Here is a 25,692-nt window from a genome sequence, read left to right on the forward strand (position 1 = left end):
CGTGCCTAGCCACTTGGTAAAGTGACCAGGCACGTTTTTTTACGGCTTATTCATTCATTTACATCTTTACTTTTGAGAGTCTGAGTCTGGACTGTCGTCCCAGCTTTCTACATTCTTTAATCCTTTGAAGCTGTTTCGGTAAAAGGCAGGGTCTTTGCCTTCACGAAGCTGCGCTTGGTAATCTCTTAAGGCGCGTACAGCAACCTTGGTCAAGAGGGCAATCGCGATAAGGTTAACGACTGCCATCATTCCCATAAATAAGTCTGCCATCTCCCAGATGATCGCTAACTCACTAGTGGCTCCTACCATGACCATGATGAGAAAAGCGACACGGAAGATCGTGAGGTAAATCTTCTTTTCTGAAATAAATTCGATGTTCGTTTGACCATAATAGTAATTTCCGAGCAATGAGCTAAAGGCAAAAAAGAAAATGGCAACCGTGACGAAGATGCTTGCCCAATCACCCAAATGGGCAGTCATTGCATTTTGGGTAAGCTGAATTCCTTCTATTTCTCCAACTGTGTAAACATCCGTTAGCAAAATCAAGAATGCAGTGGCGCTACAAATGATGATCGTATCAATTAAGACGCTTAACGATTGGACAAGGCCTTGTTTAACAGGGTGAGAGACATAAACCGTTGCTGCGGCATTTGGAGCACTTCCCATTCCGGCTTCATTTGAGAAAAGCCCGCGTTGAATACCGTTCATAATAGCAGCCCCAAATCCACCGCCAACGACCTCTTGAATACCAAATGCATTGCTTAAAATCAATGAAAACACGGCAGGTACTTCGGTAACATTTAATATCATTACTATAAGAGCAATGATAATGTAGCTGGTGGCAAACACCGGCACAATCACTTCTGCTACCACCGCGATTCGTCTTATACCTCCGAAAATAATAATGCCAATGAGAACGGCGATAATTGCGCCAATGACAGCAGGATTGATATCGTAGGCGCCAACAAAGGCATCCGCAATCGTATTCGTTTGAACCGCGTTAAAAATGAGACCGAAACAAAGGGTGATGAGTACCGCGAACAGTAATCCTAGCCAACGAGATCCAAGGCCTTTTTCCATATAGTATGCGGGTCCCCCTCGAAACCCGTTTTTATCTTTCACTTTATAAATTTGAGCCAAGGTACTCTCGATAAAGCCGGTTGCTGCTCCGATAAGAGCAATGAGCCACATCCAGAAAATCGCTCCTGGACCTCCAAGAGAGATCGCTACAGCTACACCAGCAAGGTTACCGGTTCCAACACGTGCGGCTGTACTAATTGAAAATGCTTGAAAAGGTGTCGTTCCTTTTCCCTCTTTAAAAGCCTTCCGATCAGCTTTGAAAAGCTGGCGCACCATGTCCCCCAATAACCGAAACTGAACAACTCTTGTTACAAAGGTAAAGTAAAAACCTAATACAAGGAGAAGACCAATGAGTATGTACGTCCAGATCAGGTCATTTCCTAATGCTACGAAATCTCCAAACCAGTTTTCCATCCAATCAATCCTTTCGCAAAATAATGATGTTTTACTAAAGGGTCAATAGCTGAAATCAAGTGATATACAAGTGGAGTTGTACAAATTATCTGATACTTGTAGGGAAATTTCAAACATTGTTCACATTAGGAAACGATCTCTCCGTATTCTCGAAGTATTGAAAATGAATGAGAATATTCCGTTTTTATAAAGAATTCTAACTATGGTATGATTCTAGTAAACTTTTTATTGCGAGAGGGGAAGCATCAATGAAAAAACAGGTGTTTTTAGAGCAGTTACGTGAGGTGGCGTCGATACAAGGAACACCAGGTCAAGAGATGAACGTTGTAAAATCATTAGTCGATTTGTTTACGCCGGTTGCTGATGAAATTGATGTCGATCATATGGGGAACATTTATGCTTATCTTCATGGAAATAAGCCAGGCCCTAAAATGATGGTTTCGGCACACTCAGATGAAATTGGTTGTGTTGTCCGTGATGTTGATGAAAGAGGGTTTATCAAAATAGAGCGAACAGGGGGAATGATTGAGTCATTGCTCGTCGGACGAAAAGTGAATGTGAACGGTCATTTTGGCGTTGTTGGTGTCAAAGCAGGACACCTTCAAACAGCTGAGGAAAGAAAATCGATTCCATCGATTCACGAGCTTTATATTGATGTTGGCGCCTCGTCAAAAGAAGAAGTACATACCATGGGAATCCAAATCGGTGATTCCATATCCTACATAAGTGAGATTGAACAATTTACAAATCCAGATTTAGTCTGTGGAAAAGCGATTGATAATCGCTCTTGCTGTGTTCTTCTATTGGAGTTATTTAAAGACCTTTTCAATGAGAAAGATTTTTCGGGAACATTAGTTGGGGTGATTGCGGTTCAAGAAGAGGTGGGTCTGCGTGGAGCGAAGGTGGCAACTTATAAAGTAAACCCGGACTTTGCCTTGGTTTTAGATACTATCCCTTGTGCTGATACCCCTGATAGCATAAATAGCGGTTATCCGGTTGGTATTGGAAAAGGTCCCGTGTTCCCGGCTTTGGCTGGAGGCTCTGTTCGCGGGAATATAATGTCCCCGCAGGTTAAAAATATCCTGATTCGCTATGCTAAAGAATTAGATATGCCGTATCAGCTGGCGGTAATGACAGGGGCAACAACAGATTTGGCAGCCGTTCACTTAGAACGAGAAGGCGTGTTAGCAGGCGCTGTTACTTTTGCAAGACGTTACTCACACTCACCAGTAGAGGTTGCGGATTTACGTGATTTCGAGTTAGGATTTGCCTTATTAAAACGAGTCATCACGGATGTAGATAGCTGGGGAGATCTTAGTTTTATCAAATAAAGGTCCATGAAATAGGATTTTTTCCAAACAAAAAGATGAGCGAGTAGTAAAGGTATCTCGCTCATCTAGCTTTATTCGAAAAATAACCAAAATTTGTTTATTAATATACCTTATCACCGTTAAAGATTGAATTTTTCACAACGACATAATCAACATTACGGATCGAATCGAGCTTGTTTCCGCCCGCATAAGAAATAGCGGATTGAAGGTCTTGCTGCATTTCTGTCAACGTGTCCATTAAAGACCCTTTGTGCTCGACATACATTTTCTTGCCTTCTACATTTTTCTTCTCGCCTTTTTGAAATTCCGAAGCAGAACCGAAGTATTCTTTATACAGCTTTCCGTCTTTCTCCGTTGTTTCTCCTGGAGATTCTTCATGTCCGGCAAATAATGAACCAATCATGACCATCGTTGCACCGAATCGAATAGACTTTGCGACATCACCATGTGTACGAATGCCTCCGTCAGCAATAATCGGTTTACTTGCGGCCTTTGCACACCAACGCAGTGCAGCTAATTGCCAACCCCCAGTACCAAATCCGGTTTTTATTTTCGTAATACATACCTTTCCTGGTCCGATGCCTACTTTTGTCGCATCTGCACCTGCATGTTCTAATTCTCTTACGGCTTCTGGAGTTCCGACATTTCCTGCAATAACAAAACTTTGAGGCAAGTGTTTCTTAATATGCCGAACCATCTCGATCACCGCATTAGAATGACCATGTGCAATATCAATCGTAATAAATTCCGGTGTAAGACCGTCATTTGCTAATTGCTCAATGAAGCCATACTCCTCCTCTTTTACGCCCACACTAATTGAAGCGATTAACCCACGAGAGTGCATATCTTGGATAAAAGAGACTCGCTTCTCTGGTTCAAAACGATGCATCACATAGAAGTAACCGTTTTCTGCTAAGAAAGTGGCAATTTTTTCGTCTATAATCGTCTGCATATTTGCAGGCACCACCGGTAGTTTAAAGGTATGTCCGCCTAAGGTTACCGTTGTATCACATTCAGATCGGCTATTTACTACACATTTTGCTGGAATCAGTTGAATATCTTCGTAATCAAATACATTTTCCATGATTAACACCCCTAAAAACGAATATTAAATTCTACTGTGTGTATAAATGTTCGTACATTAGGTAATTTACATCATTTTTTTCATTATGTCAAAGTTTTGTGTTTTATATGTATTAAATATTCGTTTGTGATTTGAAGCCCCTCTGGGTGCGGAGCTGAAGTGCAGAATGATTTTCAGTTTAGCAGTATGTTCGGTGCTTATTGCAGAATCGCTTCATCTTTTAATCTATCTACTACTTTAGTAACAAAAACTAGGTGTTTAGTATTTACATGTACGAGCCCATGTATTATGATAAGAATTAATTGTTAGAAAATTATGACAAAACAACAAGGGGGAAAGGATATGAAAAGAAAGTGGAACATGCGGATTGGAGTCGCAATGATGAGCTTTGCCTTGTTAGCGGCATGTGGTTCTGAAGACGATGTTGATGGTAACGAAAATGCTAATGAAGACGAAAGTGACAATTCAGAAGAAGTGAATGCCAATACTGAAGATGATGGTGAGTTACTCCATATCGGCGCCACGCAAATCGTTGAACACCCGTCATTAGATGCAGCTTTTGAAGGATTTAAAGAAGGTTTAGCGGATAATGGTTTTGTAGAAGGAGAGCAAGTCACCTATGACTTTCAAAATGCTCAAGGTGACCAAAACAATACATCGACAATCGCAAACAACTTTGTCTCCGATGATGTTGACTTAATTTTTGCAAACTCCACACCTAGTGCACAAGGTGCATTGCAAGCAACCGATGATATTCCGATCATATTCACGTCGGTGACGGATGCTGTAGGGGCCGGATTAATTGAGTCATTTGATCAACCAGGCGATAACATTACTGGCGTCGTTGATCTCCATCCGGAATCGGTCGAAGAAACAGTCGCATTTATCGACGAATACTTCAGTGATTCAACAGTTGGGTTGATCTATAACTCAGGGGAACAAAATTCCGTTGCCCAGATTGAGGCTGTTGAAGCAGCGGTAGAAGGGACTACTCTTGAAGCCACTACCCGTAGTGTCTCCACGTCAGCAGAAGTTCAACAAGCGGCAGAGTCTCTTATCGATACAGCTGATGTGTTTTTCATTATTACCGATAATACCGTTGTATCTGCGCTTGAAGTCGTTGTATCTGCTGCGAATGACTATGGTATCCCGCTTATTGTAGGTGAACCAGATTCCCTTGAAAGAGGTGGTTTTGCTACATTCGGCATTGATTATCACTCGATTGGCTACCGTACTGGTGAAATGGCTGCTGAAGTTCTTAGTGGTGATAAAACAACCGCAGATATTCCTGCTGAATATCCAGAAAATATGCAGTTAATTATCAATAAAGGTGCAGCAGATGCCCAATCTGTTGAATGGCATGATGATTGGGACGAACTTGCCGAACTGTTTGAATAAGAAAACCTAACGCTCAAAAAATAGCAACAATCTCTTAGAAAACACCCGTTATAAAAGTGCTTTTAATATCTATTCATCTTACTTCTTAGAGTTTGAGCACGTGCAAGATGCAGATGCTTTTGCACGTGCTTCCCTTATTTAAAAAATTATAGAGGGTGTTCAAAAAATCCAGGAAAAATAGCTGTCGAACTTCTGCGTTGGTCCACAAAGGGAGTATAGCTTTCTATCTCTTTAAAGCTCCGAAGCGCCTCGGCCCTTGACAATGATGGGAGTGGCGATTCCTTGAACTTTTCGACTCTTTTTCCTCCTTTTTATACGGTGACTAGTGTCTTTAGACCTAGTTATCATACCTTGTGGTGTCTGATAAGACATGGAAGTTTTGAACACACACTTATAGTGAGAAAGGCATGGTATGGTATGTTTATTTCGACATTTGGAGCAGTTGAATCAGGTATTATCTATGCGTTAATGGCGCTCGGTGTTTACCTCTCCTTTCGGGTGCTAGACTTCCCTGACTTAACAGTTGACGGAAGTTTTGTCACAGGGGCAGCAGTCGCAGCCGTAATGATCGTTTCCGGACAGCCCCCGATTCTAGCAACGATGGTAGCGATTGTCGCGGGATTTGCCGCAGGTTGTGTTACTGGGGTATTACATACTAAAGGTAAAGTGAACCCTTTACTATCAGGGATTTTAATGATGATAGCCTTGTACTCGATTAATCTCCGGATCATGGGACAATCAAATGTCCCCTTATTAAATGAGACCACCCTATTCACCCAAATTCGTTCTTCGTGGGAATCCATAGGTATAGATAGTTTCTTAAACGGGATACTCGCATTTATGGGAATGGAGCTATTTCCACGGACGTGGGGGATCCTCCTCTTTGGAATAATCCTCGTCTTGGTCGTGAAAGCACTGACTGATTATTTTTTGAAAACAGAATTGGGACTGGCACTCAGAGCAACGGGTGATAACAAAAAAATGATCCGGAGTTTTTCAGCAAATACAGACGCGCTCTACATCTTCGGTCTAGGGTTGTCTAACGCACTTGTTGCATTTTCTGGTGCGCTCATCGCCCAACTGGGTGGTTTTGCCGATGTGGGTATGGGGATTGGAATGATTATCATTGGGCTTGCCTCCGTCATTATCGGGGAAGCACTTTTTGGTACAAAAACAATCGCAAGGATTACGCTCGCCGTTATTGGAGGAGCGATTGTTTATCGAATCGTTGTTACGTTAGCCCTTCGCGTCGACTTTTTAGACACTGGGGATATGAAATTAATTACGGCCATCATCGTCATAGCTGCACTCGTTACCCCGAAAATCATTGATGCACGAAAAGAAAAGCGCAGACGTCTAAAAAAACGAGCAGCATTGTCAAAATTACAAGCGGGTAGTAATGGAGGCGATAGCAATGTTACAACTTAATCACATAAACCTTACGTTTAATGAAGGGACCCTCGATGAAAAAAATGCACTAAAAAACATTAATCTTTCATTAACATCCGGTGAGTTCTTAACGATCATCGGTAGTAATGGTGCTGGTAAATCAACGATGATGAATGTCGTATCAGGTAGTTTACTCCCTGATGTTGGGGATGTCATCATTGACAAAAAGACTGTGACCCACCTCCCTGAATATAAAAGGTCTAAAATGATCGGTCGTGTGTTTCAGGACCCAATGGCTGGTACGGCCCCATCGATGACGATCGAAGAGAATCTAGCGATGGCTTATGCCCGAAATAAACAACGGACGTTTAAAGCGGGTGTGACGAAAAAGCGTAAAACGTTGTTTCGTGAGTATTTAGAGACGTTAAACCTTGGACTTGAGGACCGTCTTTCGGCCAAAGTCGGGCTATTATCTGGTGGAGAGCGTCAAGCACTCTCTTTATTAATGGCGACATTTACAGAGCCGAAGTTACTGTTACTCGATGAGCATACAGCAGCCCTTGATCCTGCAAGAGCAGAGTTGATCACAAATCTAACCTCTGAGATCGTAAAAAAATTCAACCTTACTACACTCATGGTCACCCATAACATGCAGCAAGCACTTGATCTTGGAAACCGCTTGATCATGATGGATAAAGGTCAAGTCATATTAGACGTTGCAGGAGAAGACAAGCAAAGTTTAACGATTGAAAAACTATTAGAAGAATTCCAACAGATCCGCGGTGAAAAAATGGCAAATGACAAAGCCGTTTTAGGTTAGATATTGAGGCTCACCTAGATATAGAAGTGTTAAACAATGAATTGGCACGTCATTCCCTTTGGGGGAACCGCGAGTAGCGAAAGCAAATAGGAATGCAGCATAGAATCGAGGACTCGGTCCTCGATGAGAATAAGAGTCCCAAAGTCATTCCGGTGTAGCCGAGAGATCGGTGATTCCAAGCTTAGAAATGACAGGCCAATCCTTGGGATCGCCATCTCGAAAAAGGTCTTCTTTAAGATTAGGAGAATTGAAAAAATAAGGCTCAAGAAAAACCTTGAGCCACAATACTCGGTAAATGCCGATAGTCTATTAACTTTGTAAAAGAGGGTACCAATATGAGTCTTGGAAACGAGTATTTGAAAGTTGTTCAAGAAAGGTTTCAAAGTATTAAAGGTCTTGGAGATAAGACAATAAGTCAATTATCAGAAGACGATATTCATTGGATATTAAATGAAGAGTCAAATAGTGTTGCAGTTATCGTAAAGCATTTAAGTGGAAATATGGTCTCTAGATGGTCTGATTTATTAACTTCCGATGGAGAAAAGCCTTATAGGAATCGCGAGCAAGAATTTGAAAATACGATATCATCGAAGCAAGAATTGGTTACAGTTTGGGAAAAAGGATGGAATACTCTTTTTAAAACATTGAGTCATTTAAGTGAACAAGATTTATTAAAGACAATATATATTCGTAGTGAAGGTCATACGGTACTTGAAGCGATAGAGAGACAGATGGCTCATTATGCTTATCATATAGGGCAAATTGTTTATATTGGAAAGCAGCTGAAAGATGAGGATTGGGAAAGCTTGAGTATCCCGAAAGGCAAATCAGAAGAATACCTACAACAAATGCGGAAAAGGCATTCTTCTCACAAAAAGTATAAGTGAGGAAAGATTCTGCAAAGGTGCTTTTTTAGTACGGTGGAGTATTGTATACCAAAAATTAAACAACCTAAGGGACAGGTACGTCGTCCCGGAAACAACGCGAGGAACAAATGTATGACTTGAAAGCCTGTCTCACTCTTACACGCAAAAAAAGTTTAACAGAAGTATACTGGCACTCGTTTATCTTATTCATTCAGTATAATCAGAAATGGATAAAGGGAGTATTGACCTGAAAGGAAACTTGAAAAGCGATCTATACAGGAAGAGGTTTTATATAAGGCTGTTCCCTCGCCATCAATCGAAGCTGCTTTAATTTCTCTGCTTTAAAAGCCGGCAACCTCTCTTTCATTCCATACAACTTTTTACCATATATACTCCTGATCAGATAGCCTCCCAGCCCTTTCAGACCGATATTGGTAATTTTCGCAGACAAATGGAAAGCTCCTTTTTATTGGGGTGAAAAATAATGAACTTTTTCGATAAGGTGTTAAAAACGAGGATATTCTAACATTACGGCAAAAACGCCGCTCGCATTCAAGCTCATGTCCACATATCACTTAATTCGATCAAAAACATTTTTCGAGATTCCGGTAACCCGTGCAATTTGACGGATGGATACCTAATCTCTTCATAAAATCCGAAATGCTCTCCTTCGTCTCCTTCACCAACAAGTGTACATGGTTATCCATCAAACAGTAGCCATAAAGTTTTATGCAGCTTTTCTTCTTGTATCTTGCAAGTGTCTGTAAAAACTTTCTCTTATCCTCATCATCTTCAAAAATAGTCTGGCGGTTAATGCCGCGAAACACAATATGATAGACTCCGGTGCTGCTTTTCTTTCTTGCTTTTCTGGGCAAATAAACATCACCTCTAAAAATTTCTTAGCATAGTAATACGGAAAATCGAGAAAAAAATGGTGGGAAGTATAAGAAGGGAACATCAAGCAAACGAAGGTCATGGAGACTAGACTAAAAGGGGACAAAAAAGGAAGGTTCAACTAAAAACTGCATCACTCCTGAAATATATTTCACATAACTACGAAGAACCCTTCAAGAAAAAACTCAAAAGAGGGACATGGTACCTGTCCCCCTGTCCCACCCTACTCCATTTTAATGGTGACTCTTCTCGTAACGGTTCGAATCATCCATAAGCCAAGCCCCAGCAAAATGAGGGTTCCGGTCAACGAGACGGGAATGGCCAGTTCTGACAGGTTTAGATTAATGAATCCAGCTAATGGATGGGATATTTCGGATTCCCACAATATATCGGCGACAGTCATAAAGGTAATGGCTAAGGCAATAAAACCTAGGCCTCCCAAGCCTCCAAAGCGGTAAAAACCGATGCCGATCATCCATCCTGCTAAATAGTAGACGAGAATGATCAAGCTAAGAGCGAGAATAGGTACAATCCAATCAGATTGCGTATTTAAAAAGGTCGACGTCGTCATATCTGAAAATAGAGGTGTAAAATTACCGATGAACATCAGGATCCCTGCAATCAATGCGGATATAATGATCATCGTAAAAGCCAACCAAACTCCTGCGATTGCCATCCCTGCAAAGAAATCTTTACGAGTGACTCCTTGTTTGATGAATAAGGTGAAGAAAGCAAAAATTACAATCATCCCACAGATGAGCATAAAGATTTTAGTCGGTTGGAAAGTGAACATTAAATAGCTAAGATCTCTTATTTCTGGTTCAGGAACAAGGATGAGAAGAGCAAATTGAACAACTAAGACAATAGGGAGAAACCACAGGGCCCATTTCATTTGAATTTTATATAAATCTGCTCCTATCTTCAACGCAGTATTTGACATCTTGTTAATCCTCCTCATTTGTTAAATGAATAAATAAGTCTTGAAGCGACACGGGGCCAATTTCCAGGCCCATCTGTTCTGCTTTGAATTGTTGTTCATTTGACAGCTCACCGTAAACCATCACGGATTTGGTATCTGCGAGTTGTTGGGTATTCAGCTGCTTCATCCCACTCACAAACTCATCGACGCTCTTTGAGGACCCGGTTACCGATGCCCCTTTGGAAATGATCTCTTCAAACGGTTCGTGAAGTAATAGTCTGCCTTTATCAATCATCAAAACGTCATCAAACAAGTACTCCATTTCCGACACAAGGTGGGTCGATAAAATCATGATCCGCGGGTAGCGAGATTGCTCATCCAACAGCTCTTTATAAAAGAGGTCACGTGTTGGCGCGTCCATACCGAGATAAGCCTCGTCAAAAATCGTAACAGGAGAACGGCTAGCCAGGCCGATGGTAACATTAAGTGCTGATTGCATGCCGTTGGAAAGCTTTTTAATAGGTTTATCTAACGGCAGCTTAAAGAGGTGGGCAAGCCTCTCAGCATATCCCCTGTCAAAGTTCGGGCGGTAGCGTTCAATAGCTTCGAGATATTTTTTTGCCGGTTCGTATTCATCTTTGTAATCTGTTTCATAAATAAATGACACGTGTGGCATGATGTTTCTGTTCTCGAATGGATTTTCTCCCCCCATTTTGATCGTTCCCGATGTTGGTTCCATATAGGAAGCGAGTAACGACAGGAGGGTCGTTTTTCCTGCTCCGTTTCTTCCGATTAAGCCATATATTTTTCCGTTTTCAAGGGTAAATGTAATGTCCTTTAGTGCTTCGAATTGTTTATATTTCAAAGTTATTTGATTAACTTCCACATCAAACATCATTGATCACGTCCTTTTATTTCTTTGATTAAGGCGGTTATGTCCTTTTCTGATAGGTTTAATTTGTCGGCTTCTTGTATCATCGGCAACACAAACTCACCGGCAAACGCCTCTTTTCGTTGTTGGAACAGCTTCTCTTTTGCTCCTTCAGCCACAAACATACCTACACCCCTCTTTTTGTAAATAATACCTTCATCAACAAGCAAGGTAATCCCCTTGGATACCGTAATATGGTTCACTTTGTAAAAGTGGACGAGTTGGTTCGTTGACGGAATCTGATCATGCTCTTTCAACTGATCGTTAACAATCTGATCTGCGATCTTCTCTTTAATCTGCAAAAATATAGGTTTTTTATCATGAAATGATTTACTCAAGCAGAGATCACCACCTTTTCTCTTGCAAGTGCTATATGGTTATATAGTTATGTATATAACAATAATAGGTGACGATTTATTTGTCAAGATTTTCTCTAGTTTTGTTAAAATGATGGTCTGTTCTTCTCTTCACACTTTCTATCAGAAGACGTGTTGATGAATGATTATAAAACGATGAAGATAGATTGGTGGCTGGACCAAGAGAAGCTTATCTTAACGCGAAGCACCTTAATATAAACCGCTTGTAACAGTTCCACCATTTTTTTGTAGAAACAGAAAAATTCTAGTTAATACGCCCTGGTCCAGATCATCATTTGGAGTGGCTTTTTCTTTTTAAGAGTCAGTTTTAATAGAAATAGGGTATGAAGTGAATGAGTAATAGGTACTATTATCCTATATGTATACATGTGAGTAAATTTTTATACAGGAAGAAAGTACCTTATATGAGGATTGTTAGATAAATTCCTTACGATACTCGGAATATTCTGCTAATATTTAATTAATGTGGATGATAAAACTAATAAAGAGTAGAGAGGCGGGTAAATCTATGAAAAAACTTTCAATAGGATGGTTAGCGGTTGTCATGGTGCTAACTTTGGTATTTCCTTCTTCGTTAGCTGTTACGGAAAGTGGCAAAGTACAAGCTGACGAAGGAACGGAACTGGAAGTAAGCAGATCGACCTTTTCGCTAACAGAAACACGTACAGTGGAAGTTCGAGCTGACTTCGGTGAAGAGGTTGACCTAAATGAACTAGCATTCGAGTTTGACGGAAAAAACCTTTCTGAATGGAAGAAATGGAGCGGAGGCAGTAATTATGACGGGGAGCCGTTTATTAACGTTATCGAAGAACCTTCGTTTGTTGACGACACGACCGAAGTAACAGCTACGTTAGAGTTTGGTTTACCTTATGATACTACAAATCTATCAAACCGAACGAATCGTACACAGTACCAGCAGTTTATCGGTGACTATGAATTAGCCTTGATTGACTCTGAGAGTGGTTCAAAGGCTGCCACAAACGTTAAGCTTAATGTTTACGATGAGTTTTTATTTTATGATGAGCTAAAGCCGGCGATTGATGAGGTTTTTGCAGAAGCTGAGGAAGACGGGGAAAACAACCGTTATCTTGAATATCAAAAGGTTGGTGAATCCGCCGAAGGAAGAGACATCCACTTTGTTATTTTGGCGAGAGATGAAGCTGCCGTGGACAAATACTTAGATGAAACATTGCCAGCTGCACTTGAAGATCCTGAAAGTTTACTAGAAAAGCTGGAAAATGACACAATGGGAGATTACCAGGTTCCGATTTGGTTTAACAATATTCACCCCGATGAAGTTGAAGGTGTCGATGCCCAGGTTGAGCTGTTGAAAAAGTTCGCACTTGAAGAAGAGGTCACCTTTACGAATACGGATGAAAATAATCAGGAATCTCCAGTAACGTTGGATGTCGATGAAGTTCTTGATGATACGATTTTCTTATACATGTTGACTAGTAACCCTGACGGTAGAGTCGCAAATACGAGAGCGAATGCAGAAGGATTTGACCTAAATCGTGATAACGCTTATCAAACGCAGGTAGAAACACAGCAAGTAAATGAAATCATTTCGAAATGGACGCCATTGTCATTCATTGATATGCATGGTTATGTAAACGGCTTTTTAATTGAGCCGACTACTCCGCCGCATAATCCAAACTTTGAGTATGACTTACTCATTGGAAACATGTTGGATCAAGCCCATTCCATGGGAAGAGCAGGTGTCGGAAATTCTGATTTAACGTCGTATTTTATTGCTAAGCTTGAGTGGGAAGACGGATGGGATGATATGTCGCCAGCCTATACAGCAATGTATGCCATGCTTCACGGATCTCTTGGTCATACGATAGAAGTTCCGACATTAAGTCAGGATTCCTTACATGCGATGGTAGGCACCGGCTTAGGAGCGACGAAGTTTGTTACAGAAAATAAGGATGAATTATTCCAAGAACAGCTAGAGATATTTAAACGCGGCGTGAATGGAGAAGACAACCGCGCAGTGGATGAGCACTTTGTTAATGCCGCAGGAGAATCGATTGGCCGTGTTCGCGGGGATCACGATAGCTTTTTCCCAGATTATTATGTCATCCCTGCAGATGAAAAAGGACAGAAAAATATCCTTGAAGCACACAAAATGGCAGATTATTTGCTGCGAAATGGTGTGAAGGTAGAAGAAACAACAAGACCAGTGAAAGTTGATGGAACAACCTATCCAAAAGGGACCTATGTCGTACCGATGAATCAGGCAAAACGAGGATTAGCGAATGCGGTTCTTTACGAAGGTGACGATGTGTCTGACTGGAGTGCGATGTATGACCCAATCGTTGTCAACTTCCCTGATCTAAGAGGCTTTGATTCCATTGATGTTCGTGATGAAGGTTTGTTTAATGGAAAGACAGCGGAAGTGAATGAAGTCACGATCCCGACGGGTGATATCACTGGAAATTCACCAAAGCAGCTACTCGATAACTCATCAAATGATACGATAAAAGTGGTCAACGCCCTGCTTGCAGACGGGAAAACAGTCGAAGTGGCGGCAGAAAATAAAGCCCAAGCAACAAAAGGTGATTATATTGTTGAACTGAAGGATTTGCGTGCATATGAAGACACGTATTATTTTGAGTCACAACCATTCGGAAACGGAAAGAATGTGAAAACGAGCAAGCTTACAAAACCTCAAGTAGCAGTCACCGGTTCCTCGCAATTACGTTTTTCACTGGAGCAGCTTGGCTTTGACCTTGTTGATCAAGCCGACGCTGATGTGATTATTAGTGATGGAAGTTCGTTTAACAGTGAACACGTATCTGGAAAATCCTATATCGGGATTGGCGTCTATGCGTTAAATGCTGTAAGAAACAGTGGGTTACTTCCTGGATTTACCTTCGACTATACTAGAGCCAATCATGAAGGGCTTGTTAAGGCTAATGTCAATGACCACCAGTTAACGGCAGGCTATGAGGAAGAAGAACTGCTTTATGTCACGACAGGGTCATGGATCTCAGGTGTACCTGAAGATGCAGAAGTATTGGCAACCTTCGGAGATACCGAGGATTTTTACACTGCCGGCTGGTGGCCTGGTAACCAAGGGGCAAAAGGGCAGACGATGGCCTTTACGCAAGAGACAGAAGACACAACCTTTACAATGTTTGCAAATGACCTAGCATTCAGGGCTCATACTGAACACAGCTATCGATTGCTAGCGAACAGCATCTTTAGTTCTGTTACAGAAGATTCTGAGTCTAACGGTAATCCAAAAGCGAACCGAGGCGAGAAGAACGAAGTGATCGTTGATAACGATAAAGTGAAAGTCGAAAGAACAACGGATGAGAATGGAAGAAATAAAGTAAATGCTACAGTTGAGAAAGACGAGATTGTAAATGCAGGAAACGCGAATCAACAGGTAGACCGCGTAACGATCGCTTCAGATCGTGGTGGAAGTGATAACGCACTAGAAGTGAATATACCTTCTAGCGCCATCGAGGAGCTTAAGGAAACACAGCCAGATGCAAAAATCGAATTGCAATTCGGAGATTCCTCTTATCTATTGCCACTTTCGGACATCAATCTTGATCACGCACCTGGTTTACAAGACAAAGATTTCACTGTATCTATTGAAGTCACGATGACAGAGGAAAGGTACGAAGGAAGAGAAATTGAGGACCGGGTACTCAATGTCAGCGACGTGAAAGTAAAGGGCAAGTCAGCAAATAAAACAGAAGAAATTACAAGATTTAAAACGTTTGAGGAAGAGTAAATAGAAGTAGAGTACGGAATCGCCGGGATTATCGCAATCCCGGCGGTTTTTTACAAAGATTTTTAAAAAATTTTGTAAGCACTAAGAGCTTGGAAGGATTTTCTCCATTTATATTGAAGGTGTACCTTATAGAACCTTTATTGAATTTAATGAATTTCATAATTCTGAGCCCAGGCAGCTCAACGGGTCTAAGACATGAAAAAAGAAGCACATCCCCCAATGTCGAATTTAGAAGTGACCAAACAAACGAAGTGAAATGGGAGGAAACCCCTCATGTCTATTGTACGATCAGAGAGTCTTTTTAGCCCCCAACGAAGCTACATAAAGTTACTCTTAAATTAACAAAAGCAAGTTGGAGACCGTAGCCAAGCTGAATTGAAGTGCTTATAAAGCTCCCTTAATAAAAAAGATCTTCTGCGCAGTTGGCCGTAATCTGCGAGAATCCTGCCGTAATCTGCAAGACTCCTGCGGAAAAACAGACCAGCCAAGACCCCGCAGGACGCTTTCCCAGGAGGCTTGGCGGTTCGTCCGCGGAAAGCGAGCAGATGGAGGCCAACGAAGCTACATTAAGTTACTATTATATGAAAGTGATTCAATTATGAGGAGGATAAGGATGAGCGAAGATGTATTGTACAAAAAGTCGTATTTTAACCGAATTGGTGAACTAGAAAAACTTGCACCGGAGGCATTTAAAGCCTTTATTAATTTCGACCAAAAAGCATTAGCCCCTGGAGCATTGTCAGGTAAAATAAAAGAATTGATTGCCGTAGCTGTAGCACATACTACTGGCTGCCCTTATTGTATAGAAGTACATATCGAGAATGTCAAAAAACAAGAGGCATCTAAAGAAGAAGTAACGGAAGCGATCATGGTCGCCACAGCACTGAAGGCAGGGTCAGCTATTGCTCATGGCGTGAACGCCCTAAACAGTTATGATGGTGAAGGTCAAGATGAACTTTATAAGGGTGCTTATTTTAAAAGAATGAGAGAATTTTCGGAATTAAATGGCGATATGTTTAAGTCATTCATTTCGTTTGATCAAGAAGCCATGAAACCGGGATTACTAACTTCCAAAGAAAAAGAACTGGTTGCGGTTGCTGTTGCCCACACAACAGGCTGTCCTTATTGCATTGAAGTCCATACAAAAGGAGCGCAAAAAGAGGGTGCAAGCTTAGAAGAGATTGCTGAATCAGTGTTTGTCTCCACAGCATTAAAAGCAGGGTCAGCAATTGCCCATAGCGTGAATGCGCTAAATGCATATGAACGTAACTCTCTATAAATCTTCACGTTGGAGGTTTACATCAGAGGTGTAAACGAGTAAATCACAAGCTAACCCGCCCCACAAAAAAACCAAACCGTGGGTTAGCTGAATAAGGGGGAGTGACAGAGTTCTGTCATAGACGGAAAGTTGATTCCTAAATAAAAAAAGCCAACGATTAAGGTTAAGTAAAACATTATGTGACCTCCAAATATCTGTTGGGAATTAAACCCTTCAATAGAGGAAAATGTAAAAATGAAGGTGATCAATCGATTTTATAAAAAGAGAATAAGGTGGAGTGTAAATTGAAGGTGGAAACATTTATTGGATTTACTGAAAAAGGCTTAAGCAAGAAAGTAAATAAGCTTTTAGATGACAACTCTGTAGAAGTGGTGGATATAAAATTTTCATCCTCTCTATTTTATCTGGGTGCCATGGTTATTTATAAGCACACACAATAAAGAATAATATGAGTATGTCATTAGCTCAGAAATCATTCATATGAGAAGCATATTATACTTCCGTAGAAGTGTCGTGGTGTCTTCGGGCCTTGATAAGTAACGCTGTTTTCTAAAAGATTGTTGTTCTTGACACAAAATATATAAACTGCGACATAGAAGTAGATTGATTTCCGCTCCGGACAGTCGCTTTCCACGGGAGTCGACTGCCCTTCGCTCCAATCATCCATTATAAAAATGAATAGCCATTGTTTGACTTCATCAATGTGATGAATTTACAAAGCACTATACCAGCGAAGGAAATACACGTAGACTCCAGCGGAAAAACGGACTAGCCGAGACCCCGCAGGACGCATTTCCCGAGGAGGCTTGGCGGTTCGTCCGCGGAAAGCGAGCAGATGGAGGTCAACGGAGCTAAATAAAGCTCCTCTTAATTTAACACCAAGCAATGCCTCCATCCTGTTGGACAAGGATTAACTTTGAAATAATATACCTAACCTTATTGGTTAAACACAAAAGGCTTAGAAGTTCTCTAAGCCTTTGAATCATGACCCTAACTAAGCCACGCCTTCTTTTTGCTTCTCATGTCTTTTTTCGATCGCTTTGATATCTAGACGAATCAAAATAGAAAGTACGGAAGCGATGACAATTAATCCTGTGAAAACGTAGAACACAGGGATGTAGCTGTCTGTTATTGCCCTAATTTGAGTGACTAGGAAGGGTCCTATAATTCCACCAAGAGACCATGTAGTCAACATATAACCATGAATAGCACCAAGCTGTTTTGTCCCAAATAAATCGCCAATGTAGGCTGGGAGATTTGAGAATCCACCACCGTAACAACTCACAACGATTAATATAAGCGCTTGGAACAATAAGACATTGGTTACATTAGGAAGCATCAAGAATGCAATTAACTGAAGAATAAAGAAAATCATGAATATCGCAGGGCGACCAATGTAGTCAGAAATGGCTGCCCAAGCAAGTCTACCTCCACCATTAAAAATTCCCATGATCCCTACCATGGTAGCGGCAGCTGCAGCTGTCAATCCGACGACTTCTTGAGCCATTGGCGAAGCGACTGAAATCATCATAATTCCTGCACTCGTGTTAATTAACATCATCGTCCACAGCATCCAGAAACGTCTTGTTTTAACAGCTTCTTTTGCCGTCAGTTGCGACAAATCTTTTTTAACGATTTTTTTACCAGAGGCAATATCTTTTTTCATCCCATCTGGCATCCAACCTTCAGGAGGAGGTGCGATATAAGAAGCACCTAGGATGATAAGGAGAAAATAACTCGTACCTAAAACATAGAATGTGGTTGTAATCCCGATCGAATTCATTAGGTTAGCTGCAATTGGAGCTGTAATAAGTGCTCCGGCACCAAAGCCCATTACTGCCATACCTGTGGCTAAGCCTCTACGGTCAGGGAACCATTTAACGAGCGTAGAAACGGGAGCGATGTAACCTAGTCCCAATCCAAGCCCGCTTGCTAATCCATATGTAAGAAGAAAAAGTACTAAGGAATCAACGGCAACGGCAACGCCAGCGCCTGCTTGTCCTAAACCGAATAATATAGCGGATAGTATCGCTGATTTTCTAGGACCATTTCTTTCAACAAAACTTCCAAAGAATGCGGCTGATAGTCCTGCAAGGGCCATCATAATCGTAAAGGCAAATGTTATGCCTGCTGTTGACCAGCCCATTGTGTCATGAATCGGATTCGTATAGACGCTGTAGGCATATGCGGCACCAATGGAGAGGTGAATAGCAATAGCTGATAAAGCAATGAGCCACCTATTTTTAGTTGTTTTCATTTTGTCCTCCTTCTGTGTCATGATAATATGATGTATCAGAATGTTACCATAATTTTTACACAAATCAAATAATTTAGAAAAGAGAAATTTTTTCGGGTGTGGTATTTTAATTATAAGCGCAGCAATAATAGTAGATTGGTCCTTGTTAGAAACAATTCTACATAAAACAAGCTTTTCTCTACACAAAAGAAAGTTAATTCTACACAAAAATGATTTATTTCTACATCAAGGCACTTTTTTAAAAATAATGTTGCTTTTTGAGCCAAAAGAACGCTAACAAAAGTAGATTGGTTTCTGTTAGAAACAATTCTACATAAAACAGGCTTTTTTCTACACAAAAGAAAGTTGATTCAACACAAAATTGATATATTTCGACATCAAGGCTCTTTTTTTTATATAATGTTGCTACATGAGCCAAAAGAACGCTAACAAAAGGAGATTGGTCCTTGTTAGAAACAACTCTACATAACAGGCTTTTTTCTACACAAAAGAAAGTTGATTCAACACAAAATTGATTTATTTCGACATCAAGGCTCTTTTTTTTAAATAATGTTGCTACTTGAGCCAAAAGAACGCTAACAAAAGTAGATTGGTTATTGTTAGAAACAATTCTACACAAAAACCCACTGATTCATAATTGAAAAGTAAAGGACGTTTCATATGTACAATTGCGGGCTCGTATTAGAAGGTGGCGGAATGAAAGGGTTATATACAGCTGGAGTTCTTGAATACTTCCTCGAAAAAGAGTTGTTTTTCAACTATGTAATCGGAGTTTCTGCCGGTGCTTGTATGGGAGCTTCTTATTTATCAAGACAAAAGGGGCGGAATAAAGAGGTCAATATCGGTCTTGTTCATGATTCAAGGTATTTATCTTGGCGTAATTTCATCTTAAAAAGAGAACTTTTTGGCATGGATTTTTTATTTGATGAAATTCCAAATCACATTGTTCCTTTTGATTTCACAACGTTTGGAACGGGTAAAGAGCAGTTTTTAATCGGTACAATCGATTGTCACACAGGTGTTGCTCGTTATTACAATAAACATGAACATGGTAAAGATATTTTAAAAATTATAAGGGCTTCAAGCTCCCTGCCTTTTATCGCTAAGCCCGTTGAATATGAAGGGAAAATGCTGCTTGATGGAGGTCTCGTTGACCCGATTCCCATAAAAAAAGCCAACGAAGACGGCAGTCAAAAAAACGTGGTGATCATGACAAAAGCCAATAATCAACGGTTAAAGCCAAGCAGAGCTTCTACGTTTATGAAGCTACTTTATCGGAAACACCCCGCAGTGGCCAACTCATTGCAAAAACGACGGGCAACCTATAACGAAACCTTATCCTTCATAGAATCTGAGCAGGAAAAAGGAAACGTATTTTTGATCCAGCCGAGTGTGGACCTTCCTGTTAGCAGTTTCGAGCGGAATCAAAAAAGGCTGCTTCACTTGTACGAGCTAGGGTACCAGGATGCAAAGGTTCAATATGAACAGTTAAAGCAGTGGTTAGGAAAATAATCTTGCGTGCTAGTAAAAAGAAAAGTACATCAAACAAGAGGTGAAGTGAATGGACAGGGTAACAAAATCATACTTTGAAAATCTAGAATCTAACGATAAAAACGTTCAATACGAAGCATATAAGAATATTCTAGCAGCTACAGAAGAAAAGGTAGCGTGGAGCTATGAAGTGTGGGATGAATTGAAGGAAGGTCTAACTCATCCTGATCATCATAAAAGATCAAGGTCCGCGCAATTCCTTTCCAATTTGGCAATAAGTGATCCTGAGAAAAGAATGTTAAAAGATTTCCCCTCATTATGGGAAGTAACGAAAGATCAAAAATTCGTCACTGCAAGACATAGCATACAATCCGTGTGGAGAGTAGGTCTAGCTGGATATGAGCAAAAAGAACTGGTGTTCACTCACCTGGTTGATCGCTTTAAAAACTGCGTTGAAGAGAAGAACTATACTTTGATTCGCTATGATATTCTTCAAGGTCTAAGAAACTTATATGATGAAGGAAAAGATGAAGATATCAAACAAAACGCCTTAGCTTTGATTGAAACTGAAGAAGAAAGCAAGTATCAGAAGAAGTATTTGTCTTTGTGGAGGAACTAGATTTAACATCTCCAGCTGCTTTTAGAACAACAATAACCATACCAAGACTTAAACAACTGCTCATTTAAAGAGGGCAGTTGTTTTTTACGTTCTGTTTTCACTCGAGTATGTTAAGCCTTTGAAGAATACAATATCAGACTCGAGACGGATAAAATATCCATCTTAAGTAAGTTTTATATACTGAATTTTTCAAATATAATAAGAGCTAGTAATATGGATAATTGTTATTTTTTGTGTGGGAGAGAGGATGAGTTTTTTGGAAAAGATTATAGAAGTTCAAGCCATTAAAAAGAAGTATGTGAAAAGAAAAACGAAAGAAACGATTACCGCTGTTAACGATGTCTCCTTTGATGTGCACCGTGGAGAGGTTCTTGGGTTATTGGGTCCAAATGGTGCGGGGAAAACATCGACGATTAAGATGATTTGTGGTTTGCTGCAAAGTGATGCTGGCTCGATCCACATCAATGGCTTTAGTATCCGTAAAAACAGACTGAAAGCGTTGCGTCATATTAGCGCCGTTTTAGAGGGAAATCGAAATTTGTACTGGCGGTTAACCGTTCGGGAAAACCTTGAATACTTTGCTGGCAATCGCGGTTACTCGAAAATACAAGTATCCGATCGAGTGGAAAAGCTGTTGGAGCAATTTCGTCTTAAAGAAAAAGAAAATGAACTCGTTAATGGATTGTCTCGCGGAATGCAGCAAAAGCTGGCCATCGCTGTCGCTTTATTAGCAAATACGGAAGTTATCTTGCTGGACGAACCAACTCTCGGGCTAGATGTTGAAATTAGTTATGAACTGCGTGAAATTTTGAAGATGATTGTAAAGGAAGAAAAACGCACAATCATTATCAGCTCACATGATATGCCAGTCGTCCAAGAGCTGTGTGATCGAACGATTATTATTAATAAAGGTGAAGTCGTGATCGACGAAAAGGTGGAGAATTTGCTCAAGCTTTTTGAAACAAGGGCTTATTCGATTAAACTCGGTGAAGAATTAAGCGTAAAGCAGGAGAAGGAGCTGTTAATGAAGTTCCCTTTAAGTACGTATAAAGCGGGATCTCATCAAACGATTGTTGAAGTGAATTTAGAGCGGAGTGAAGATATTTATGAGCTGATCGATATCTTCAAAGCGGAAGGAACAATGGTTGAAAGCATCGATCGCACATCTATTGATTTTGAACAAGTGTTTATGCAGATCGTGAAGGGAGAAAAGAAGTATGAAATGGCTTAATTTAATGAATGCCAATATACGTAAGGAATATATTGAGATGAAACGTTACTTGCCGAACACGCTTGCGTTATTAGCGACGTTCTATATTATTTTTCTGGCGTCATTTTTTGGGATTATGTTCATAGGAGATCCAGCCAGTTTTGATGCGAATGTGCAATATTCGATTGTAAGTGTCGTCTTTTGGAGCTTAACGATGATGACGATGAACTTTATTGGCTTTTCAGTCGTAACAGAGGCGATGCGGGGGACACTTGAGCAATTATACATGTCTCCGATGGGGGTATGGAAAATCATGCTTACTCGTATCATCGGACAATTTGCACTGCAATCGATTATTATGGTGATCTTACTTTTCGCGGCAATGCTCACCTCGGGGCAGTGGCTGAATCTAAACCCTACGACGACGATCCCAATTATTTTAGTAACGATGGTAAGCATGGTTGGCGTTAGCTTTATGATTGCAGGGTTAGCGGTTATAGTAAAGCAAATTCAAGCCTTTTTACAAATTTTCCAGTTCGTTTTAATGGGTCTCGTCTTTGTCCCGTTATCTGTAGCGCCGTTTCTTGCCTTCGCTCCATTTGTCCAAGGGGTGAATATGGTAAGAACGGTGATGATTGAGAACCTGACTTTAACTCAGCTACCTTGGTCCGACTATGGAATCTTACTTTTAAATTCCCTCGTTTATTTAGTCTTAGGATTAATTGTCTTTCACCGCTGTGAGAAAATTGCAATGAAGAAGGGGCTGTTGGGGCAGTACTAGAATGTACTTGCTCTTTTATATGGAATGTAACAACAGATTCTTTAGTCGTGTTTTGTTGACTAAATTTTAAAAAGCGTATTTTTTTGCAGCTCCGTTGGCCTCCATCTGCTTGTTTTCCGCGGACGAACCGCCAAGCCTCCTTGGGAAAAAGCGCCCTGCGGGGTCTTGGCTGGCCCGTTTTTCCGCAGGAGTCTCGCAGATTCCGGCCTACTACGCAGAAGATCTTTTTATTAAGAGACCTTTTAAACACATTTCAACTTGGCTACGGTCTCCAATTTGCTTGGTGTTAAAATAAGAGTAACTTTATGGAGCTCCGGACTTTTCACATATCGTTTTCCCCGTAAATTGGAAAGAACTCTTAGAAACATTCAATAACAAAGGGTTCTATTAAAAAGCCTGTATCCTTAGTAATCAATGATACAGGCTTTTTGGATAACCATAGTTGAACTAGCGCTCGCCTAACGCGCAGTAAAAAATAGCAACAACCTTTTAGAAAAGAGCCTTAATAAAAGACCTCTAAGCAGTTTCTCTTACTATTTCTCGATTATGTCATTTCCTATGTGAAACCCATGTTTGCAGCTCTGGAAAATTGTACTCAATATTACTCTTGAAAAATCCAATTTTATCAATCTAGCATACTATTCTTCATTTTAACAAAATCATGTTAAAATAGATGGGTAAACATGAAAATGGAGGCGTGTGAATGGGTAAACGTGTTTTGTTTTTTATATTAACAAACATTCTTGTCATGACAACGATCGTAATCGTCTGGTCGCTAATTACGACTTTTACAGACATCAGTGGTACGTTTGAGACGGGAGGTCCCGGCTTAGGGATTGATTATGCATCGTTAATGGTATTCAGCTTACTTGTAGGTTTTATAGGGTCATTTATCTCACTAGCGATGTCACGTTGGATGGCAAAGAAAATGATGAAGGTCAAAGTGCTTGATCCTGATGGTCCATTATCAACACATGAACGGGCTGTAGTTGAGAAGGTTCACCGCTTTTCACGTGCAGCTGGGTTAATGCATATGCCAGAGGTTGGGATTTATCAGTCAGCCGAGGTGAATGCATTCGCTACAGGTCCTTCGAAAAAACGGTCACTTGTGGCTGTTTCTTCAGGCTTATTAAACTCGATGGATGACGATGCGGTTGAAGGCGTTATCGCCCATGAAGTGGCACACGTGTCAAATGGTGACATGGTCACGATGACGTTATTGCAAGGTGTCGTGAACACCTTTGTTGTCTTTTTCTCAAGAATCGCAGCAATCCTCGTATCGCGATTAGTGCGTTCAGAAATGCAAGTGATTGTCCGTTTTGCTGCCATTATAATTTTCCAAATTTTATTCTCGATCCTTGGAAGTATAGTCGTAAGTGCTTACTCGCGTCACCGGGAATTTCATGCTGACCGTGGAGGCGGAGACTTAGCGGGTCGTGATAAAATGGCCCATGCGCTACGTTCTTTGAAAGCACACGTCGCTCGTGCCAATGTCGATGACCGCACAGACGACTCAGCGATCCAGACAATGAAGATCAGTGGAAAAGGCGGAATGATGAAGCTATTCTCCTCACACCCTGATTTAGATGAACGAATTGCCCGCTTAGAACAACGTTAAATAGTAAGAATAAAGCAACTGCTCTAATTAATTAGGGCAGTTGTTTTTTAGTTAGGTACAATTCTACATAAAACAGGCTTTTTTCTACACAAAAGCCGGCTTATTCTACATAAAAGAAAGTTGATTCTACACAAAGGTAATTTATTTCAACATCAAGGCACTTTTTTTATGATTTTACTACTTGAGGCAATAGAACACTCAAACAGCAACAATAGTAGATTGGTTTTTATTAGGAACAATTCTACATATAACAGGCATTTCTCTACACAAAAGCCATCTTATTCTACATAAAAGAAAGTTAATTTAACACAAAATTGATTTATTTCTATACCATTGACTAAATGGTCAAAACTAACATTTTGGGACACTTACTATCACTAATGGCAGGGGTAACTTAGTTGTCTTGCTGTTGATTAAGTAATTTTATTATCTCATTATTTTGTTCATTTGCTTTACTTAATTTACGCTCTATTGCAAATAACGTGGACATTAGGAGGGCAAAAGCAATAATCCAAAATAAAAACATATTCTCACTCCTTCAAGATAAAATTAAGTTTTTCAAGGTCAGTCAGCATAAAAACCTATTACTAGCTGTATTCCTGAAGACGATTAGGCGGATGAGCCTAATCGTTGCATAACCTAGATTTAGGCTGACCATCTTTTTGGGTAACCTCATTTTAAAATACGACATTCGCCATCTGATATAGCCTGACTAGAGAGACAACGAGCCCAATGCCGATAATCCCAAGAAACACGTAACGGAACTTGTACATCCATCGGTATTTGTACTTGGAAGGGTCATTCAACTTGCTTTTATCTCTATTGAGGTAATAGACGACTAGAAAAATTGCGGGGACAAATACACTGATTAGTAAAATAATGAAACCGATCTGATTATAGCGGTCTAAAAGCACTTCGTTGACACCGACATTCTGTAAAAGCATGCCTACAATAACAAATAAGAACACAGGTAGTGAAAATACGCCTGTAACGGTGGAACGAAACAGATCTTTTCGCTCATCTTTATTTGCCCCCCGGTACCTACGGATGTTACGTACTGTAAAAAATAAAATGGCGATCCAGCTGATAGCAAAAATCGCGAATGTAACCATGTTTTATTCCTCCCAAGATTGTGTTTTATGTAAGCAGAGACGGTTTGATTTCGGGAAGTCTAGTGATATTG

General features: G+C 40.5%; 22 protein-coding genes. 13 read left to right on the forward strand and 9 right to left on the reverse strand.

Annotated features, from left to right (window positions below; genetic code table 11):
• Nucleotides 1-66: 66 nt before the first annotated feature.
• A complete protein-coding gene (locus tag CDZ94_RS17015; protein WP_425352569.1) occupies nucleotides 67-1,503 on the reverse strand; it encodes an alanine/glycine:cation symporter family protein in 1,437 nt (478 codons plus the stop codon).
• A 239-nt stretch (nucleotides 1,504-1,742) separates the two neighbouring features.
• On the opposite strand from CDZ94_RS17015, the gene CDZ94_RS17020 reads away from it, so the two are divergent.
• Nucleotides 1,743-2,825, forward strand: a complete 1,083-nt coding sequence (locus CDZ94_RS17020) for a M42 family metallopeptidase (protein WP_096439085.1) — start codon at nucleotides 1,743-1,745, stop codon at nucleotides 2,823-2,825.
• Between the two features lie 100 nt (nucleotides 2,826-2,925).
• Here CDZ94_RS17020 and guaC read toward each other — a convergent pair whose 3' ends face one another.
• Nucleotides 2,926-3,909: a GMP reductase gene (guaC, locus tag CDZ94_RS17025; protein ID WP_096439087.1), complete on the reverse strand. Its 984-nt coding sequence runs from the start codon at nucleotides 3,907-3,909 to the stop codon at nucleotides 2,926-2,928.
• A gap of 342 nt (nucleotides 3,910-4,251) precedes the next feature.
• Here guaC and CDZ94_RS17030 point away from each other — a divergent pair, with 342 nt between their 5' ends.
• From CDZ94_RS17030 to CDZ94_RS17045, 4 genes are all read left to right on the forward strand, one after another.
• Nucleotides 4,252-5,307 carry an ABC transporter substrate-binding protein gene (locus tag CDZ94_RS17030; protein ID WP_096439090.1) on the forward strand — a complete coding sequence of 352 codons (1,056 nt, stop codon included), beginning with the start codon at nucleotides 4,252-4,254 and terminating at the stop codon, nucleotides 5,305-5,307.
• A 417-nt stretch (nucleotides 5,308-5,724) separates the two neighbouring features.
• Nucleotides 5,725-6,735: an ABC transporter permease gene (locus tag CDZ94_RS17035; protein ID WP_096439092.1), complete on the forward strand. Its 1,011-nt coding sequence runs from the start codon at nucleotides 5,725-5,727 to the stop codon at nucleotides 6,733-6,735.
• The gene (locus tag CDZ94_RS17040) at nucleotides 6,722-7,516 is read left to right on the forward strand and encodes an ABC transporter ATP-binding protein (protein ID WP_096439094.1); all 795 of its coding nucleotides are present in this window, start codon (nucleotides 6,722-6,724) and stop codon (nucleotides 7,514-7,516) included. Before CDZ94_RS17035 ends, CDZ94_RS17040 begins: the two co-directional genes overlap by 14 nt.
• 335 nt (nucleotides 7,517-7,851) lie before the next feature.
• A complete protein-coding gene (locus CDZ94_RS17045) occupies nucleotides 7,852-8,403 on the forward strand; it encodes a DUF1572 domain-containing protein (protein WP_096439096.1) in 552 nt (183 codons plus the stop codon).
• A gap of 250 nt (nucleotides 8,404-8,653) precedes the next feature.
• Here CDZ94_RS17045 and CDZ94_RS17050 read toward each other — a convergent pair whose 3' ends face one another.
• The 5 genes from CDZ94_RS17050 to CDZ94_RS17070 all read right to left on the reverse strand — a co-directional run bounded on the left by CDZ94_RS17050 (nucleotide 8,654) and on the right by CDZ94_RS17070 (nucleotide 11,464).
• A complete protein-coding gene (locus CDZ94_RS17050; RefSeq protein ID WP_096439098.1) occupies nucleotides 8,654-8,833 on the reverse strand; it encodes a hypothetical protein in 180 nt (59 codons plus the stop codon).
• Nucleotides 8,834-8,966: 133 nt separating this feature from the next.
• On the reverse strand, nucleotides 8,967-9,257 hold the full coding sequence (locus tag CDZ94_RS17055; RefSeq protein ID WP_425352545.1) for a transposase: 291 nt from the start codon (nucleotides 9,255-9,257) through the stop codon (nucleotides 8,967-8,969).
• A gap of 242 nt (nucleotides 9,258-9,499) precedes the next feature.
• Nucleotides 9,500-10,216: a hypothetical protein gene (locus CDZ94_RS17060; RefSeq protein WP_096439100.1), complete on the reverse strand. Its 717-nt coding sequence runs from the start codon at nucleotides 10,214-10,216 to the stop codon at nucleotides 9,500-9,502.
• A 4-nt stretch (nucleotides 10,217-10,220) separates the two neighbouring features.
• A complete protein-coding gene (locus CDZ94_RS17065; protein ID WP_096439102.1) occupies nucleotides 10,221-11,093 on the reverse strand; it encodes an ATP-binding cassette domain-containing protein in 873 nt (290 codons plus the stop codon).
• Complete coding sequence (locus CDZ94_RS17070) at nucleotides 11,090-11,464, reverse strand: GntR family transcriptional regulator (RefSeq protein ID WP_096439104.1); 375 nt, start codon at nucleotides 11,462-11,464, stop codon at nucleotides 11,090-11,092. Before CDZ94_RS17070 ends, CDZ94_RS17065 begins: the two co-directional genes overlap by 4 nt.
• A gap of 547 nt (nucleotides 11,465-12,011) precedes the next feature.
• Between CDZ94_RS17070 and CDZ94_RS17075 the strand changes: the two genes are divergently transcribed.
• The 3 genes from CDZ94_RS17075 to CDZ94_RS21585 all read left to right on the forward strand — a co-directional run bounded on the left by CDZ94_RS17075 (nucleotide 12,012) and on the right by CDZ94_RS21585 (nucleotide 16,973).
• Nucleotides 12,012-15,254 (forward strand): M14 family metallopeptidase, encoded by a 3,243-nt coding sequence (locus CDZ94_RS17075; protein ID WP_096439106.1) that lies wholly within the window; start codon nucleotides 12,012-12,014, stop codon nucleotides 15,252-15,254.
• A gap of 613 nt (nucleotides 15,255-15,867) precedes the next feature.
• Nucleotides 15,868-16,533 carry a carboxymuconolactone decarboxylase family protein gene (locus tag CDZ94_RS17080; protein ID WP_096439108.1) on the forward strand — a complete coding sequence of 222 codons (666 nt, stop codon included), beginning with the start codon at nucleotides 15,868-15,870 and terminating at the stop codon, nucleotides 16,531-16,533.
• Between the two features lie 284 nt (nucleotides 16,534-16,817).
• The gene (locus CDZ94_RS21585) at nucleotides 16,818-16,973 is read left to right on the forward strand and encodes a hypothetical protein (protein ID WP_198520761.1); all 156 of its coding nucleotides are present in this window, start codon (nucleotides 16,818-16,820) and stop codon (nucleotides 16,971-16,973) included.
• 554 nt (nucleotides 16,974-17,527) lie between these two features.
• Here the strand turns inward: CDZ94_RS21585 and CDZ94_RS17085 are convergent.
• Complete coding sequence (locus CDZ94_RS17085) at nucleotides 17,528-18,790, reverse strand: L-lactate MFS transporter (RefSeq protein WP_096439110.1); 1,263 nt, start codon at nucleotides 18,788-18,790, stop codon at nucleotides 17,528-17,530.
• Between the two features lie 660 nt (nucleotides 18,791-19,450).
• Here CDZ94_RS17085 and CDZ94_RS17090 point away from each other — a divergent pair.
• The 5 genes from CDZ94_RS17090 (at nucleotide 19,451) to htpX (ending at nucleotide 24,509) form a co-directional block, all read left to right on the forward strand.
• Nucleotides 19,451-20,302: a patatin-like phospholipase family protein gene (locus tag CDZ94_RS17090; RefSeq protein ID WP_096439112.1), complete on the forward strand. Its 852-nt coding sequence runs from the start codon at nucleotides 19,451-19,453 to the stop codon at nucleotides 20,300-20,302.
• A gap of 49 nt (nucleotides 20,303-20,351) precedes the next feature.
• Nucleotides 20,352-20,900: a hypothetical protein gene (locus CDZ94_RS17095; RefSeq protein WP_096439114.1), complete on the forward strand. Its 549-nt coding sequence runs from the start codon at nucleotides 20,352-20,354 to the stop codon at nucleotides 20,898-20,900.
• A 256-nt stretch (nucleotides 20,901-21,156) separates the two neighbouring features.
• Nucleotides 21,157-22,131 carry an ABC transporter ATP-binding protein gene (locus tag CDZ94_RS17100; RefSeq protein WP_096440962.1) on the forward strand — a complete coding sequence of 325 codons (975 nt, stop codon included), beginning with the start codon at nucleotides 21,157-21,159 and terminating at the stop codon, nucleotides 22,129-22,131.
• Nucleotides 22,118-22,891 carry an ABC transporter permease gene (locus CDZ94_RS17105; RefSeq protein WP_096439116.1) on the forward strand — a complete coding sequence of 258 codons (774 nt, stop codon included), beginning with the start codon at nucleotides 22,118-22,120 and terminating at the stop codon, nucleotides 22,889-22,891. Before CDZ94_RS17100 ends, CDZ94_RS17105 begins: the two co-directional genes overlap by 14 nt.
• 703 nt (nucleotides 22,892-23,594) lie before the next feature.
• Nucleotides 23,595-24,509 carry a protease HtpX gene (gene htpX / locus CDZ94_RS17110; RefSeq protein WP_096439118.1) on the forward strand — a complete coding sequence of 305 codons (915 nt, stop codon included), beginning with the start codon at nucleotides 23,595-23,597 and terminating at the stop codon, nucleotides 24,507-24,509.
• A gap of 677 nt (nucleotides 24,510-25,186) precedes the next feature.
• On the opposite strand, the gene CDZ94_RS17115 is transcribed toward htpX, so the two are convergent.
• Complete coding sequence (locus CDZ94_RS17115; RefSeq protein WP_096439120.1) at nucleotides 25,187-25,621, reverse strand: hypothetical protein; 435 nt, start codon at nucleotides 25,619-25,621, stop codon at nucleotides 25,187-25,189.
• Nucleotides 25,622-25,692: the final 71 nt, after the last annotated feature.

Origin of the sequence: Alteribacter populi (assembly GCF_002352765.1) — a bacterium.
GTDB classification, from domain to species: Bacteria; Bacillota; Bacilli; order Bacillales; family Salisediminibacteriaceae; genus Alteribacter; species Alteribacter populi.

Excerpts from the sequence above, each read along its gene's own strand:
- CDZ94_RS17060 (WP_096439100.1), bottom strand. The coding sequence starts at position 10,216 with ATGTCAAATACTGCGTTGAAGATAGGAGCAGATTTATATAAAATTCAA.
- CDZ94_RS17095 (WP_096439114.1), top strand. The coding sequence starts at position 20,352 with ATGGACAGGGTAACAAAATCATACTTTGAAAATCTAGAATCTAACGAT.
- CDZ94_RS17020 (WP_096439085.1), top strand. The coding sequence starts at position 1,743 with ATGAAAAAACAGGTGTTTTTAGAGCAGTTACGTGAGGTGGCGTCGATA.
- CDZ94_RS17085 (WP_096439110.1), bottom strand. The coding sequence starts at position 18,790 with ATGAAAACAACTAAAAATAGGTGGCTCATTGCTTTATCAGCTATTGCT.
- CDZ94_RS17040 (WP_096439094.1), top strand. The coding sequence starts at position 6,722 with ATGTTACAACTTAATCACATAAACCTTACGTTTAATGAAGGGACCCTC.
- CDZ94_RS17075 (WP_096439106.1), top strand. The coding sequence starts at position 12,012 with ATGAAAAAACTTTCAATAGGATGGTTAGCGGTTGTCATGGTGCTAACT.
- guaC (WP_096439087.1), bottom strand. The coding sequence starts at position 3,909 with ATGGAAAATGTATTTGATTACGAAGATATTCAACTGATTCCAGCAAAA.
- CDZ94_RS17035 (WP_096439092.1), top strand. The coding sequence starts at position 5,725 with ATGTTTATTTCGACATTTGGAGCAGTTGAATCAGGTATTATCTATGCG.
- CDZ94_RS17030 (WP_096439090.1), top strand. The coding sequence starts at position 4,252 with ATGAAAAGAAAGTGGAACATGCGGATTGGAGTCGCAATGATGAGCTTT.
- CDZ94_RS17065 (WP_096439102.1), bottom strand. The coding sequence starts at position 11,093 with ATGATGTTTGATGTGGAAGTTAATCAAATAACTTTGAAATATAAACAA.
- CDZ94_RS17090 (WP_096439112.1), top strand. The coding sequence starts at position 19,451 with ATGTACAATTGCGGGCTCGTATTAGAAGGTGGCGGAATGAAAGGGTTA.
- htpX (WP_096439118.1), top strand. The coding sequence starts at position 23,595 with ATGGGTAAACGTGTTTTGTTTTTTATATTAACAAACATTCTTGTCATG.
- CDZ94_RS17105 (WP_096439116.1), top strand. The coding sequence starts at position 22,118 with ATGAAATGGCTTAATTTAATGAATGCCAATATACGTAAGGAATATATT.
- CDZ94_RS17080 (WP_096439108.1), top strand. The coding sequence starts at position 15,868 with ATGAGCGAAGATGTATTGTACAAAAAGTCGTATTTTAACCGAATTGGT.
- CDZ94_RS17115 (WP_096439120.1), bottom strand. The coding sequence starts at position 25,621 with ATGGTTACATTCGCGATTTTTGCTATCAGCTGGATCGCCATTTTATTT.
- CDZ94_RS17045 (WP_096439096.1), top strand. The coding sequence starts at position 7,852 with ATGAGTCTTGGAAACGAGTATTTGAAAGTTGTTCAAGAAAGGTTTCAA.